This window comes from Phytobacter sp. MRY16-398, assembly GCF_003925915.1.
Taxonomy (GTDB): Bacteria; Pseudomonadota; Gammaproteobacteria; order Enterobacterales; family Enterobacteriaceae; genus Phytobacter; species Phytobacter diazotrophicus.
In genome coordinates, this window is the sequence record NZ_AP018756.1 from 281,962 (window position 1) to 297,794 (window position 15,833).

The following is a 15,833-nucleotide window of genomic DNA, read 5'->3' on the forward strand; positions in this document are numbered from 1 at the left end:
AACGACAGAATTCAGAACATTCAAAATGCAACAGGTTATGAATATTCAGGGCAATCCCTTTAGCCTGGTAACTTTCCCGCATTCACGCCAGTCAGTAACCGCAAAAAATTTAGCGTTCGCGGGTTATTTTCACTCTCTCGGGTGACGATCGCCATGCATAACTCTGCGTCATCTTCGGCAAGCGGGATAAATTTCACTCCCTTCGGCTTGAGCTGATCAATGGGTCTGGGTAAGACGGAAACACCCACGCCTGCGCCGACAAGTCCAATATGCGTCAACACTTCCGCCGCCTCCTGGACGACATAGGGAGTGAAGCCCGATTTCTGGCACATACGCCTGACTTTATCCGGCACGGATGCGCCGGTCGTGTCGGGATAAAAGATGAAAGGCTCATCTTTCACATCAGTAATGGTCAGGGTTTCACAGGCGGCTTTGGGGTGATCATCAGGCAGCACGACGCAGAGCTGGTCGCGCCTGAGCACCCGGATATTCAGGCCATCGCGGGTGGTTCCCGGCGTGACGCGAATGTATCCCACGTCGATATCCTCATTGAGCAGAGCGGTGAATTGCTGCTGTGAGTACATCTCACTGAGCGTGACCCGAACCTCGGGATAGTGACGGCGGAAAGCTTTGAGCGGCGCACTGAGTTCATCGACCAGCAGCCCGGTGGTGGTAAACCCAATACGTAACTCGCCGCTTTTACCCTGCGCGATGGCCCGTAGTTCGGCGGGGAGGTCGCTGCTGAGTCGCAGCATCTCTCTGGCTTTAATCACGAAATGCTCGCCCGCTTCTGTCAACACGACTTTGCGTCGGGTGCGATTGAATAACAGAACGCCCAGCTCTTCTTCAAGAGCCTGAATCTGCTGTGATAATGGCGGCTGGCCGATATTGAGCTTTTCTGCGGCACGGGTAAAGTGCAGCTCCTCAGCCACGGCCAGGAAATAGCGAAGGTGACGGAATTCCATTTATATTTCCAGATATATAAATACATAGAGATTTATATATTGGACAGGTATACATCGCAACCTTACCATTGCCGCCAGATTATAAATAAAACGCTATTCCACTCTTTTAAGGCTGCACCGCGCGTGCGGCCTGAGCGCTGATACCAGGGAAAACAGATGAGCAGTGAGTTATTGGTATTAATACCCGTGGCGTTTATTGCCGGGATTATTAATGCGGCGGTGGGCGGGGGCGGGCTGATTACCATGCCGACGTTTTATTCTACCCTGCCGCAGTTCACACCTGCCGAAATAATGGGAATCGACAAGTGCTCCTCCGTGATGGGGCACCTGATGTCTATCAAGCAATTCACCGCGCGCCTGCGATTGCCGTGGTCATTGATTTTGCCGACCGCAATAAGTGCGGTTATCGGCGCGTACACGGGCATTAGATTGCTGGATTTTATGCCATCCGACTGGATGCGTCCGATAGTGATTGTGGTGCTGGCGATCATGCTGGCGTACACCTGGTTTAAACCGCAGTTTGGTCATAGTGATACCAGCCGGGAACCCACCCGAGGTGATTTGGCGAAGGGTGTGCTGTTAGGTTTTGCGATTGGCTTTTATGACGGTTTTATCGGTCCGGGTACCGGCAGTTTTCTGCTCTTTTTGTTTATCCGTTTTTTCCATTTTGATTTTTTACGGGCAACAGCCTGCGCAAAGGTAGTGAATTTCGGCACCAATTTTTCCACGCTGTTCTTTTTAATTCCTAACGGGCTTATTCATTACGATATTGCGATACCGTTAGGGATTTCCGCTATTTGTGGTTCGCTGGTGGGCGTACGAGTTGCCCTGCGCGGCGGAAACCTGTGGATTCGCCGTCTTTTTCTGATTCTTGCCGCAACGCTGTTGATAAAGCTGTTATGGGAGACGCTGCATTAACGGTACATCAGGTTATCGAATGATCGGCTGATATCGTTGCGTGTTATCGTCTGTGTTTTCGCCATATTTGCGTGAGACGATAATGGAATTCGTGACGACGACCCTCGACAACTGCCTTGATATCCGCCATCCGGTTTTATGGCCGCACCTTCCGCGCGATGCATCACGGGTGGAAGGTGACGATGATGCGCTGCATTTTGGCGTGCTGCATAACGGTAAACTGGTGAGCTGCCTGTCGGTCTTTATGCTGGATGCCTCGGTTTGCCAGATTCGTAAGTTCGCCACGCTGGAAGCGTATCAGGGGCAGGGCTTTGGCGGCTTTTTGTTGCAGTCGGTGCTGGAAAAGATGGCGACAGCCGACGTACATGACGTGTGTCTGGATGCGCGTATCGGGGCCGTCAACTTCTACAACAGATTCGGTTTCCGTCCCGAAGGCGAACACTTCTTCAAAAAAGGGGTGGAGTATGTGCGGATGGTGCGGGGGTAAAGGACCGATCGAGCAGGGAGAGGGGATCGATCATGCGGGCTGCGGGCTGGCTTTTCACCCTCTCCCTTTTAGGGAGAGGGCTGGGGTGAGGGTCTACGGAATTAACGCGGGATCTGCTGCGTAATGCAGTGAATATTGCCACCGCCGAGCAGAATTTCACGAGCCGGAATGCCGGTAATCAGGAAATCCGGGAACATCTGACGGAACAGCACTTCGGCCTGCGCATCGGTGGCCGGGTCCAGCAGCGGGTAAATAATATGGTCGTTGCTAACCAGATAATTCACGTAGGAACCCGCCAGACGATTACCTTCGGTGCGCTCAATCGCCGTCCCTTTCTCAACGTCACAGGTCTCTTCTGCGCTGGCATACAGCGGCTGCGGTGATGGCACTTTCCAGACTTTCAGCTTGCGACCACGCGCATCCGTGGTGTTTTCCAGGACGTTGAGTGCCGCAACGGAACGGGAGTACTGCGGATCGTTCTCGTCATCGGTCCAGTGCAACGCCACTTCGCCGGGGCGGACAAAACAGCACATGTTATCGATGTGACCGTCGGTCTCGTCGTTAAATACCCCTTCTGGCAGCCAGATAAAGGTCTCAACGCCAAGATACTCACGCAACTGCTGCTCAATCTCCGCCTGCGACAGGTGCGGGTTGCGGTTCGGGTTGAGCAGACACTCTGCGGTGGTCATCAGCGTACCTTCACCATCCACATGAATGGAGCCGCCTTCCAGAATCAGGCCGGTGTTGTAGCACGGCATCTGGTGATACTGCGCCACATGGCCTGCTACTTGCTGGTCTTTATCCCAGCTTTCATAAAGGCCGCCGAGAAGACCGCCCCACGCGTTAAACGTCCAGCTTACGGCACGAATCTCTCCCGCCGGGTTACGCACCACGGTTGGGCCGGTGTCGCGCATCCAGGCATCGTCGCTTTCCATCTCAACCAGCGTCACGCTGGCTGGCATGGTGCTGCGTGCTTTTTCCATTTCGGCACGCGGTACTGCCATAATAACAGGCGTCCTGCGGGAAATAGCCTCAGCCACGGCGGCGAACGCCTTTTGCGCTGGCGCACCGTTGGCGCGCCAGTTGTCAGTACGATAAGGCCAGCACATCCACACTGCCTGATGCGGTGCCCATTCTGCAGGCATGGCGAAGCCATCCTGACGTGGAGTTGTCAGCGCGGACATTATTTGCTCCTTTCGCTGCCGTCAGAGGTGGCGATGGTGCCGTACATGTTCGGGCGACGGTCGCGGAACAGGCCCCATGATGCGCGCTGTGCGGCAATCGCGTCCAGGTCGAAGGTGTGCACCAGCACGGCTTCGTCAGTTTTGTTGGCCTGCGCGACCAGTTCACCGGTCTGATCGGCGATGAACGAGGAACCGTAGAAGGTCATTTCCAGACCTTCGATGTATTTGCTCGCTTCGGTACCGATACGGTTAGAGGCGATAACCGGCACCAGGTTTGCCGCCGCGTGACCCTGCTGAACACGCGTCCAGTGCGGCTGGCTGTCGATGTCCGGGTACGCGGGTTCAGAACCAATCGCCGTTGGGTAGAAAATGATCTCCGCGCCGTTCAGTGCCAGGCAGCGTGCGGTTTCCGGGAACCACTGATCCCAACAGATGCCCACGCCGATTTTCGCGTAGCGGGTATTCCACACTTTGAAGCCGGTGTCGCCTGGGATGAAGAACTGTTTTTCCTGATAAGCCGGGCCGTTCGGAATATGCGTTTTACGGTAGGTTTCCATCACGGTGCCATCGGCATCGATCATCACCAGCGAGTTGTAGTACGCGTTGTTGTGTTTTTCGAACAGGCTTAACGGCAGCACAACTTCCAGCTCTTTTGCCAGGGCAGAGAAATGTTTGATCAGCGGGCTGGTGGCCACTTCCTGCGCCAGCGCATAGTGTTCCGGGCTCTGATCAATACAGAAATAGGGAGCAGCGAACAGCTCCTGAATCAGGATAACCTGCGCGCCTTTGCTGTGCGCTTCACGTACCAGACGCTCAGCGTTGGCAACGTTTTTTTCCAGTTCCCAGGTACAGGCCATTTGAGTAGCGGCAACCGTTACATTTCTCATGAGCGTCTCCATAAAAGCAGATGTTGAAGTGTGCAGTTTATAAACACCAGGCGTGCTTACTTTACGTTGCAATGACTATAGCAATCTCCAGCGTTATGCATAAAATGTATTATTTGCATGAAATAATGAACAGGATGCATAGTCATGATGGATCTGAATTTGCTACGCCTGGTGCCGATTCTGGCTAAAGAAAAAAACGTCACGCGGGCCGCGCGCAAAGCCAATATTACGCAATCGGCATTCAGCCATGCGCTCAATCGCCTGCGCGAGCAGCTTAATGATGAGATGTTTGTCCGTACCCGCAATGGTATGGAACCGACCCCTTATGCGGCGTCGATGATCCCGGTGATTGAAAATGCCCTGAGCAAACTGGAGGCGGCCACGCGGGGGAAAGGCAATTTCAACCCGGCCAAAGATCCGCACACTTTCTATATTGGCGCGGTGGATTACTTCGAGTTTATGTACATGCCTGCCCTGACGGCGAAATTTAAACACACTGCGCCGAATGTCCGTCTGTCCGTCGATATTCTCTCCGAAACCATTAAGTTTGAACGGGTGGAGCGCGGGCAATTGGATGCCTTTATCGGCGTGGATAACCTGCAATACATCCCGCAGTATTTTAATAAACACCCGCTAATTTCCGACCATTATGTGGCGATTGCCTCGCTGGAGCGTAGCGATCTGCCAGAACAATTGACCCTCAAACACCTGGTCACAGAAGCGCAAATTCATCTCCCGGCGGTAAGCTCTGGTGCGGACCATATTGATAGCTGGCTGCTGACGCAGCACCTTTATCGCCCTCTCACGACGGTAGTGCAGAGTTACGCGGTGGGAGGTCGAGTGGCGGTGGCGTCGGGTTATCTGATGTGTGTGCCGTATCGTATTGCGAAGGAGCTTGCCGCGATGATGCCGCTACGGATTATGGCATTACCCGAGGGGGCGCCGTCCTATGACTTAATCCTGTTAACGCATCGTTTATTTGATTATCAGTCGGCATTGCAGTGGTTGATTGAGGAGCTAAAGACGGTGCGGATGGATTAATCGGGCTGAAAATTTACATGAGGTAATTATTATAGTATTCCGCATTATTTGTGTGAATGTATTTATTTCTAATATTGATTCATCGAATGTGTTTTTTAAAATAACAATCCATTTCTTATTTACATATCTTCCCAGCCAAAATACTTGACAGACAGTGTCTGGAATAGGTAACTTTCTCAGAAAGCAATATTATTGTTAGGGTGTGCTTTAAATGTCGAGCATATATAGATTGTAAAAATAATTCAATATTATTAATTTCCGTGGTGAATGCCAGGTCTCTTTAGGCAATTTATGAATAAAACAATGCGTTGCTTCCTGATTGTGCCATTTTTGCTATATGGGCTATTGCCGCAGGTTGCAATAGGGTTTGATTTTGTTCCGGACAATGCAACAACGACTGCATATATGAATGCGTCTGCCTTTCCTGCGACATTAGGAAACATCACCTCCGCAGCCAGTGCTTCTGCGACGGTGTTGGCCAGTGGCTGGCCAAATAGTAATTCCAAGGATTCAGCAAAAATTAAGTCTGTGACAATAAACCCTGATCTCACTGCTCGCGGGTTCACTCTTCAGGTCAAGGTGGCTAACTCATCATGGATGTCGGCCAGTGCTGCCGTAGGAAAATGTGTTTGGGTGGATGCCAATTGCAGCATCAATGGATCTACCTCAACGCCTGTAAATAATAGGGCGACGCAAGCCATATCGGTGAGGTTATTAAGAAACAGTACGGCTGCTTATGACCCAATACCTGCCGGTACAGATATTGCGACTGTCATTTTATGGCATTTTTCAAGCGCGTATCCGTCGGGGCGGTCGAGTCCTGTAGCCACTTTATATTTTAAATTTGACGGTGCTGTTACCCCTATTATCCCCACCTGCGATATAACAAACTTTGATAGTAATGTGATAATGCCCGACGTCAGGCGTAGCGATCTGGTGAGGCAGGGCGCGGGACGATACACCGGGGTGACCAAAGAATTTAATATCAATCTCGCCTGTGGAAATATGCCCAGGGTGACCGTCAAATTTAACGGTGATAAAATGCCCGGTATTGCCAGCGAAGATGTTCTGGTGAATAAGCTCAGTGGCAACGATAATATAGGCATTCAACTTTTCTATAAAAACAATGCGATGAAAATTGGTGAGAATATTGAATTATTAAGCGCGGCGGCTGACAGCGAGAATTTGAAATTTAACGCCTATTATTACTATAAAGGCGGTGCAGTACAGAGCGGCCCCATTAAATCCCAGACCGAGTTCACCTTTACCTACGAATAACCTGTTCCTTTTCTGGGGCATTATCATGCCCCGGCGCTTTCTGCTGTGGCGCCGCACGAGCCGTAACGATTACCGCACTGTAACATACCGAACTGCCTGCATACCTGCCTCTTCAACCACCTGACCACCGAATCACAAACCCATCCCCCTGAGGTCAACCCCGGCGCGGACCATATTGATGCTGGCTGCGGGCCCGACATCTTTATCGCCCTGGTACAGAACTGCTGGCGGGCGGATGCGTGTCTGCGGGGGATCTGATCTGCCTGCTGTATCGCGAAATGGCTCGCCGTCTTATGACTTAATCCTGTTAGCGCATCGTTTATTTGATGATGAGTCGGTATTGTAGTGGCTGATAAAAGAATGGAAAGGGGGAATGATTGATTGATAAAGAAAATAATTATGCAGGTATTGTTTTTCACCTTCTAAAACCATTGACTTAATAAATATATGTGTGAATTGTTTATTTGTATCCAAAATATTCATTATAATTATCGCATCTCAAATAATAATGGTTTTATGCCTATTTTGTCTTTTGTGAGGAATTAGTACTTGACGATGCCAGTTGGGGTGAGTAACTTGTCGCGAAATTAATATTTCTGTACTGCTAAATTTCACTTACATGATGTTTGTGATTCATTAATCTCATGAAGTTATTATGATTTATTATTTGTGGGGTTTATGTATTTTTTAAAAGGAGTGTTTATGGAAAAAAGAAATTGCTGGTTATTAGTTATAACTGCTTTATTTGGGTTTGTTTTTTCAGAAACCGCTCTGGCTTTTATTTTTCTCACAGATAGCGCTACAGCTTATCTTAGTAATTCGAAGGTGCCAAATACATTAGGGGACATCACGTCTGGTGCCAGTGGTGGAGCCTCTGTAAAGGCTAACGGAACACCTATCTCAATGTTACAAGATAAGGTAAAGATTTCATCTGTAAGAGTTGGTTCCGGTATTTCTTCCAGGGAGTTCACAGTTCAAATTGGAATCAATAACTCATGGAAGAATTCAGCTTCTTCTAATGGCCGTTGCGTCTATTACACGGCAGATTGTAATACCTCTCAACATCAAAGTAGAGATAACGAACCGACAGTTCCTGTTTATGTAAGACTGAAGCGTAATAGCTCGAACGTATATACTGCAATTCCCTCTGGTACATTTATCGCGAGGGTTACGCTCACTCAATATTCAGTCAGTGAGCCAAACGGGGGGGCAGTGGCATATCTTGATTTTTATACCAGTGGTGAAATTACTCCTGTCATTCCCACTTGTGATGTTAAAAACTTTGATAATAATGTGACACTGCCGGAAGTCAGGCGTGCCGATTTAGTGAGGCATGGCGCAGGGCGATACACCGGGGTGACCAAAGAGTTTAATATCAATCTCGCCTGTGAAAATAAGCCAAAGGTTAGCGTCAAATTTAACGGTGATAAGATGCCTGGTATTACCAGCGAAGATGTTCTGGTGAATAAACTCAGTGGCAACGATAATATCGGCATTCAACTTGTGCATAACAACAATGCGATAAAAGTTGGCGAGAATATGGAAGTACTAAGCACAGCGGCTGACAGCGAAGATTTGAAATTTAACGCTTATTATTACTATAAGGGCGGTACCGTACAGAGCGGCTCCATCAAAGCTAACAGTGAATTTACCTTTACCTACCAATAATCTTTTCCTTTTCAGGGGGAGCATTGCCATGCCCCCTGTGGTTTATCATCACTGCCTGAATACCTGCCCCTCAACCACCTGACCACCGAATCACAAACCCATCTCCTGCGGTCAACCCCGGCGCGGACCATGTTGATGCTGGCTGCGGGCCCGACACCTTTATCGCTCTGGTGCAGAACTGCTGGCGGGTAGATGCGTGTCTGCGGGGGATCTGATCTGCCTGCTGTATCGCGAAATGGCTCGCCGTCTTATGACTTAATCCTGTTAGCGCATCGTTTATTTGATGATGAGTCGGTATTGCAGTGGCTGATTCACACACTAAAGGTGGAACGGATTGATTAATGTATGAAATAAAAAGTTTGTATATGTCGATTGTTATAATTTTCTCATTTCGGTTGTGAATGTATTAAGGCTATGCATTGACGTCTGGGGAATAAATGGTTTTTTTAAAAAACAACGATTCATTTCTTATTTTCATAATTACTCTGTTTAAAGACTTGACAGTTAGTGTACGGGATGGGTAACTTTGTCGAAAAATAATATTATTGATGAATAATGCTCTGGCTATGTTGGGGTGCATAGATTAAATTTATAATTTAAATGCATCTATTCCTCTGGTGAATATTAAATGCTTTAAGGCGCTTTATGAATAAAATAATGCATTGGTTTTTGATCGTGCCAGTTTTGGCGTGTGGGTTAATATCTAAAGTTGCTATAGGTTTTAGTTTTATTCAGGACAACGCGACTGCGTATATGAATGCGTCTGCCTTTCCTGCAACATTAGGAAACATCACCTCCGCAGCCAGTGCTTCCGCGACGGTGTTGGCCAACGGTTGGCCAAATAGTGATCACCGGGATTCAGTAAAAATCAAGTCTGTGACAATAAACCCTAATCTCACTGCTCGCGGGTTCACTCTGCAGGTTAAAGTAAGTAATTCATCCTGGATGTCAAATACGGCTGCCGTAGGTAAATGCGTTTGGGTGGATGCAAATTGCATTATAATGTCTATCTCAACCAGCGTGACAAAGTCGACGTTGCCAGTTTCGGTGAGGTTATTAAGAAACAGTACGGCTGCTTATGACCCAATACCTGCCGGTACAAATATTGCGACTATCACCTTATTGCATTATTCGAGCATCTACCCTTCTGGGTGGACATCCTCTCCAGCTACTTTATATTTTAGATTTGATGGCGCTGTTACCCCTATTATCCCTACCTGCGATATAACAAATTTTGATAATAATGTGACACTGCCGGACGTCAGACGTGCCGATTTAGTGAGGCATGGAGCGGGACGATACACCGGGGTGACCAAAGAGTTTAATATCAATCTCGCCTGTGAAAATAAGCCAAAGGTTAGCGTAAAATTTAACGGTGATAAGATGCCCGGTATTGCCAGCGAAGATGTTCTGGTGAATAAACTCAGTGGCAACGATAATATCGGCATTCAACTTGTGCATAACAACAATGCGATGAAAATTGGTGAGAATATTGAATTACTAAGCGCGGCGGCTGACAGCGAGAATTTGAAATTTAACGCTTATTATTACTATAAGGGCGGCACCGTACAGAGCGGCTCCATCAAAGCTAACAGTGAATTTACCTTTACCTACCAATAATCTTTTCCTTTTCAGGGGGCATTGCCATGCCCCCTGTGGTTTATCATCACTGCCTGCATACCTGCCTTTTCAACCACCTGCCCCCCGAATCACAAACCCATCCCCTGCTGCGGTCAACCCCGGCGCGGACCATATTGATGCTGGCTGCAGGCCCGGCACCATTATCGCCCTGGTGCAGAACTGCTGGCGGGTAGATGCGTATTTGTGGGTTATCTGATCTGTCTGCTGTATCGCGAAATGGCTCGCCGTCTTATGACTTAATCCTGTTAGCGCATCGTTTATTTGATGATCAGTCGGTATTGCAGTGGCTGATAAAAGAATTGAAAGTGGTGAGGGTTGGTTAAAAGATAAAATACGGCAATTCATTTACGCGCCAAATAACTAATTAGGTAGTATTTATTTAAATTATCATTCAATTTATAAGAGGGTGATTTTTTTGTTTTAATTATCTGGAAGTTATATTCGACTGGAATGACACTTTGCTTGTGTGGTCTCGATGATGTAACTTTTGTTCTTTCTAATATTATATCTGCCTTGTTTTTTACCTGTTGTAAGTGCTTTTGGTTTTTTTAATGTTTAATGCAGACATTTTTTTGAGGTATGCGTTGTGGCTTATGTATAAATTTAATGAATGTTCAAAATGGAAAAGGATTAAGGAAAATGAAAAGATATATTGTGATTTTTATTAGCACAGTATGGGTGGCTATGCTATTCATGCCAAGAGTTGCAATGGCGTTTGGTTGCCGTCCGTTAGAAGAAACCTATACGATGGCCGCTACAGGTATGCCGAAAAATTCATCAGATACCCCACTAATCAGTAGTTCGTTTATATCATCATGTTTTGGGCACGCAACCACAGATGAGTTGGATGCTTTGCGCATACAAAGTATCACAATCGATCCTGCATTCACGAATGCAGATTACACTGTTGAAGTATCGTTAGGAGGAGGTGCCTGGCAAACGCCTTCGGCGGTTAAGTATGCTTGTATTTGGCCTGGCGGAAATACGAATTATAATTGTAGCCCTGTTGCTGGTAGCAATAGCGGTAATACAAGGAGCATACGAATAAGGGTTCGCCGAACTTCTAACGCAGCCATTATGACTTCCATACCTGATAATACAACTATAGCTACTATCGTCACGTACCAGCGATCAAGCGGTATCTGGGGCAATTCAAATGGTCGGATGGGTATTACCCTAAGTTATAAACTTAGTGGTGAGATCAGTGCAATTGTACCAACATGCGATGTTAAAAACTTTGATAATAATGTGACACTGCCCGACGTCCGGCGTTCCGATCTAGTGAGGCATGGCGCAGGCCGATACACCGGGGTGACCAAAGAATTTAATATCAATCTCGCCTGTGAATATACGCCCAAGGTCACCGTCAAATTTAACGGTGATAAGATGCCCGGTATTGCCAGCGAAGATGTTCTGGTGAATAAACTCAGTGGCAACGATAATATCGGCATTCAACTTGTGCATAACAACAATGCGATGAAAATTGGTGAGAATATTGAATTACTAAGCGCGGCGGCTGACAGCGAGAATTTGAAATTTAACGCTTATTATTACTATAAGGGCGGCACCGTACAGAGCGGCTCCATCAAAGCTAACAGTGAATTTACCTTTACCTACCAATAATCTTTTCCTTTTCAGGGGGCATTGCCATGCCCCCTGTGGTTTATCATCACTGCCTGCATACCTGCCTTTTCAACCACCTGCCCCCCGAATCACAAACCCATCCCCTGCTGCGGTCAACCCCGGCGCGGACCATATTGATGCTGGCTGCAGGCCCGGCACCATTATCGCCCTGGTGCAGAACTGCTGGCGGGTAGATGCGTATTTGTGGGTTATCTGATCTGCCTGCTGTATCGCGAAATGGCGCGCCGTCTTATGACTTCATCCTGTTAGCGTATCGTTTATTTGATGATCAGTCGGTATTGCAATGGTTGATTGAGGAGTTTGAGCAGAAGAGCCATAAATTCAAATCATCCCTGTATTAAATTTATCTGTTTTAATCAAAATATTCACCATGTAAATAGTAAAACGCCCGTATTCTCATTAATGTTAGTAAATTATGTGTGCATATTCTTATTTTATTTTCGAATAACGGTAGATTGTTGACAGATTGTGAGCTTCTACGTAATTTCCTTAAACAATATTCTCTGCATCTTTCTGTTTTATATTATTTTGATGAAGGTGGTTTTTTATTGTTTTATTTGTGATTTCAAGGATGGAGAGAGTGATTAAAAGAAATAGCTTAATGCGTTGTCTCATATCCGGCCTTTTCATTGGTTCAATCAGTCAGTATGCCGGTGCAGAGGAATGGACGGATTTTACGTGGACGAATACGGAAACCACGGTGTATATGAACGCTTCAACATTTCCTAAAACGCTCGGAAATATCACGTCTCCAGCGAGTCCTACGGCTTCCTTGAAAGCGACAGGTAGACCAACTGAAGCAATGAAAGACAGCGTTAGAGTTTGGTGGGTCAATTTTAATCCTCAATTAGCCATTCGGGGGTTTACATTACAGGTAAATATTAATAATTCAGGATGGATCGAAGGAAATGCTGCTAAGGATGTGTGTGTCTGGGTTGATGGCGATTGCAAGCTTTTTCCGGGGCCGACAGTGCAATATGTCGATTATCCAACAGTACCCATTTCAGTCAGATTATTAAGAAACAGTACAACTCCCTATGACCCTATCCCACAGGGAACAAATATAGCCTCAATTACTCTGCGGCATTATACGGGTCTGGTGCCAACGGGCATTACTATGGGGAATCTTCACTATGTCTTCAATGGCGATATTGTACCCCTCGTTCCTACCTGTGATGTCAAAACGTATGATAGTACTGTGAAACTACCGGAGGTAAGGCGTAGCGATTTAATGAGATCACTTTGGCGTTATCAGGGCGCAAACAAGGAATTTACCATCAATATAGATTGCATAAATAATGTCTCTAAAGCGAAGATCACCTTTAATGGTGATAAAATGCCTGGCGTGGCAAGTAACGATGTACTGAAAAATATGAATTCGGGGAACGAAAATGTTGGCGTTCAGATCATGTTTGATGACACGCCTCTCGAAATAGGAAAAGAAGTATTAGTCAAATGGTGGCCTTCTCAAAATACGAAGCTAAAATTTAAAGCCCATTATTTTACCAAGAATGGGAGTATCAATCCCGGAACGATAAGGGCTAAAAGTGAGTTTGTTATTACCTATGAATAAAATATTTAAAGAGGCATCGTAGGTGCCTCTTTATTGGTTATGCACTCTGCGCCAGCACTTCCTGCTGCGGTGCCTCACGATTAAACGCCTGATGTACAAAGCGGCGCAATAATTCTGTGGCTTCCGGCGAGGGCAACACACCTGATAGCAGTGCCAGCGGGTCAAAGCCTTCTTCGGTCAGCACGGTTTCGCGCTGGCGAATCATGTCAGCGGCGATCTCCGGAGTGAACTCCGGGTGGAATTGTGTCGACATGGCGTTGGGTCCGTAGCGGACAATCTGGTGCTGGTCATGGGCGGATGATGCCAGCGCCAGCGCCCCTTCCGGCAGGCGAGAGACGGTCTGCATATGAGTCAGATGCGCGGGAAATTCACGCGGCAAGGTGCTCAGCAGCACATCGTTACTGGCATGCGGATGAAGTTGAATCGCCTGGCTGCCGACCTCACGCCCCTGCGGATGCCACTCCACTTCGCCGCCCAACGCATGCGCCATCAACTGATGGCCGTAGCAGACACCGAACAGCGACATGCCAATCGACATGGCTTCGCGTATCCACCCGGCAGCGGCTTCACTCCAGGGGAGACGGTCCGTCACCATCGCCCATGAACCGGTAATCACGGCCACATGGTTGGCATCCGGCGGCGGAAGCGCTTCGCCTTCAAACACGCGGATAACTTCTGTTTTCTCAAGAGGGTGCTGAATGGCACGACAGAACCAGGAGGGGATATCGCCGTGGACTTCACGAATAGACTCTGAAGGAAAACCTACTTGCAGGATAATTAACGGACGGTCTGTCATTACAACCACTCTCTTCCTCTGCTGAACATTTGTTCAACTATGCGCCGAAAAATTCGGCCTGTGAAGGGCTTAGCGGGAAGGGGATTGTAAAGGCGAAGCGGCGAGCGGGGCGCTTTACAGGCCCGTGCCGGGGCTATTCGTTTGTTTTAGTGGTGAAAAAACAAACACAGCACGGCTTATGCTTTTTTTGGCTATTTTTAGCTTTTTTACGCTCGCGGGGGTGAGTACGTCAGTTCATATTGACAGCTATGCCCTTAGATGGTTGTATTGTACAACTATTGATGCGAAGGGTCATAAGCATGCAAAACGCCAGTCTGATTAACGAAATCCGTGTTGCCTCCCGTCTTATGGTCCGTGAACTCGGGTTTATGAATGCCACCCTTGCCGCCACAGACTATTCTCCCTCAGCGGTGCATACCCTTTTGGAGATTGAAAGCCTGGGAGCCATGACCGCCGCACAACTGGTACAGATGCTGGGGCTGGAGAAATCCAGCGTAAGTCGTATGCTCGGTAAGCTCGTCCGCGCAGGTGAAATTCAGGAAGTTCCGTCCAAAGATGATGCGCGTTTTAAAGAGCTGCAACTGACCGCGCAGGGAAAAGAGAGCGTCGCTCGCATTAATCAGTACGGCAGTATGCGGGTGATCGAGGCGCTGGCGCATCTCACCCCTTCCCGGCAGCACGCGGTTGCCGAGGGCCTTTCAGCTTATGCACATGCGCTGGCGGCCTGCCGGAACGGTGAAGCGCCGTTACAACAAGATGAGATTGAGATTGTTGCTGGCTATCGTCCCGGCATGATTGGCCGAATCAGCGAAATGCATGCCAGCTACTACTCTCGCCATTATGGCTTCGGGTACTTTTTTGAAAGCAAAGTGGCGGCCGGGCTGGCTGACTTCGCCGGGCGTCTGGATGTTGCGTGCAATCGTATCTGGCTTGCCATTCATCATGGACGGATTGTGGGCTCGCTCGCGATTGATGGGCAGGATCTGGGCGACAACGAGGCGCATCTTCGCTGGTTTATCCTGGATGACGATTGCCGTGGCGGTGGCGTGGGTCGTCGGTTGCTAACTGAGGCGATGAATTTTTGCGACAGCCAGCACTTCGCGGCTGTGCAACTGTGGACTTTTAGCGGGCTTGATGCGGCGCGGCGACTCTACGAATCCTTCGGCTTCCGGCTGACAAAAGAGTGGCGAGGGGAACAGTGGGGCAATGAGATGCTGGAACAGCAGTTTACCCGCAAGCGCATATGAAACGAATATTGCGAGTGTCTGAAAAATTGCCCATCCCGATAAACAGCCGTTATTTTGTACGTATTATCAACCCGGCAACTATTCTATGAATTTCTGACCGTCGATGCCTGACCTGGCAATATTTAATCTGACGATCCGTAAATATTAGTTTGATGCGGACATCTTTTTAAAGATGTGGATGCCTGGATGGGAATGGTATTCGTTTCGGATATCATGGCGAATATTTAATTTAAGTATATTGCCCGACGAAATATAAGGTTACTCACGGCAATCAAAATGCTTTTATATCTTGCTTGATGGGATGATCGCCATGCACTGGCATTTAAAACGGTACCGAAATCCATAGCCCGGCAGGCGGCGTATCATCGCGCGCAAAAGCGCAGTAAAAGCATGCGACTGGCTCACATATGGTTGCGTTTCTCCCTGCCAGAACCGCATAGAGACGTTGCTTTGCTGTGCCAGAGCGTAAACATTTCTTCTGCTTGAAAAGTGTACGAACGCGCA

13 protein-coding genes are annotated in these 15,833 nt (G+C 48.0%); 9 read left to right on the forward strand and 4 right to left on the reverse strand.

Annotated features, from left to right (window positions below; translation table 11 throughout):
• Positions 1-59: 59 nt before the first annotated feature.
• Entirely contained in the window at positions 60-965 is a 906-nt protein-coding gene (locus tag MRY16398_RS01280) for a LysR substrate-binding domain-containing protein (protein WP_071195017.1), read from the reverse strand.
• A gap of 156 nt (positions 966-1,121) precedes the next feature.
• Between MRY16398_RS01280 and MRY16398_RS01285 the strand changes: the two genes are divergently transcribed.
• Both MRY16398_RS01285 and MRY16398_RS01290 read left to right on the forward strand, forming a co-directional pair.
• On the forward strand, positions 1,122-1,883 hold the full coding sequence (locus tag MRY16398_RS01285; protein WP_071195016.1) for a sulfite exporter TauE/SafE family protein: 762 nt from the start codon (positions 1,122-1,124) through the stop codon (positions 1,881-1,883).
• 82 nt (positions 1,884-1,965) lie between these two features.
• Positions 1,966-2,370 carry a GNAT family N-acetyltransferase gene (locus tag MRY16398_RS01290; protein ID WP_110295427.1) on the forward strand — a complete coding sequence of 135 codons (405 nt, stop codon included), beginning with the start codon at positions 1,966-1,968 and terminating at the stop codon, positions 2,368-2,370.
• A 101-nt stretch (positions 2,371-2,471) separates the two neighbouring features.
• On the opposite strand, the gene aguA is transcribed toward MRY16398_RS01290, so the two are convergent.
• Together aguA and aguB are read right to left on the reverse strand one after the other, a co-directional pair.
• Positions 2,472-3,554, reverse strand: coding sequence for an agmatine deiminase (gene aguA / locus MRY16398_RS01295; protein ID WP_125123744.1), 1,083 nt, complete (start codon positions 3,552-3,554; stop codon positions 2,472-2,474).
• Positions 3,554-4,441: an N-carbamoylputrescine amidase gene (gene aguB, locus MRY16398_RS01300; RefSeq protein ID WP_039080240.1), complete on the reverse strand. Its 888-nt coding sequence runs from the start codon at positions 4,439-4,441 to the stop codon at positions 3,554-3,556. The genes aguA and aguB overlap by 1 nt, the downstream gene beginning before the upstream one ends.
• 144 nt (positions 4,442-4,585) lie before the next feature.
• Here aguB and MRY16398_RS01305 point away from each other — a divergent pair, with 144 nt between their 5' ends.
• The 6 genes from MRY16398_RS01305 to MRY16398_RS01330 all read left to right on the forward strand — a co-directional run bounded on the left by MRY16398_RS01305 (position 4,586) and on the right by MRY16398_RS01330 (position 13,286).
• Entirely contained in the window at positions 4,586-5,482 is an 897-nt protein-coding gene (locus tag MRY16398_RS01305; RefSeq protein WP_039080241.1) for a LysR family transcriptional regulator, read from the forward strand.
• A 291-nt stretch (positions 5,483-5,773) separates the two neighbouring features.
• On the forward strand, positions 5,774-6,760 hold the full coding sequence (locus MRY16398_RS01310) for a fimbrial protein (protein WP_125123745.1): 987 nt from the start codon (positions 5,774-5,776) through the stop codon (positions 6,758-6,760).
• Between the two features lie 702 nt (positions 6,761-7,462).
• Positions 7,463-8,428 (forward strand): fimbrial protein, encoded by a 966-nt coding sequence (locus tag MRY16398_RS01315; RefSeq protein ID WP_172600615.1) that lies wholly within the window; start codon positions 7,463-7,465, stop codon positions 8,426-8,428.
• Positions 8,429-9,073: 645 nt separating this feature from the next.
• Positions 9,074-10,048, forward strand: coding sequence for a fimbrial protein (locus tag MRY16398_RS01320; protein WP_125123747.1), 975 nt, complete (start codon positions 9,074-9,076; stop codon positions 10,046-10,048).
• 660 nt (positions 10,049-10,708) lie between these two features.
• Positions 10,709-11,692: a fimbrial protein gene (locus MRY16398_RS01325; protein ID WP_172600616.1), complete on the forward strand. Its 984-nt coding sequence runs from the start codon at positions 10,709-10,711 to the stop codon at positions 11,690-11,692.
• Positions 11,693-12,293: 601 nt separating this feature from the next.
• Entirely contained in the window at positions 12,294-13,286 is a 993-nt protein-coding gene (locus MRY16398_RS01330) for a fimbrial protein (protein WP_158276532.1), read from the forward strand.
• Between the two features lie 37 nt (positions 13,287-13,323).
• Here the strand turns inward: MRY16398_RS01330 and MRY16398_RS01335 are convergent, their stop codons facing one another.
• Positions 13,324-14,082, reverse strand: a complete 759-nt coding sequence (locus MRY16398_RS01335; RefSeq protein WP_125125619.1) for a glutamine amidotransferase — start codon at positions 14,080-14,082, stop codon at positions 13,324-13,326.
• Between the two features lie 299 nt (positions 14,083-14,381).
• On the opposite strand from MRY16398_RS01335, the gene MRY16398_RS01340 reads away from it, so the two are divergent.
• Positions 14,382-15,329 carry a bifunctional helix-turn-helix transcriptional regulator/GNAT family N-acetyltransferase gene (locus tag MRY16398_RS01340; RefSeq protein WP_125123749.1) on the forward strand — a complete coding sequence of 316 codons (948 nt, stop codon included), beginning with the start codon at positions 14,382-14,384 and terminating at the stop codon, positions 15,327-15,329.
• Positions 15,330-15,833 lie beyond the last annotated feature (504 nt).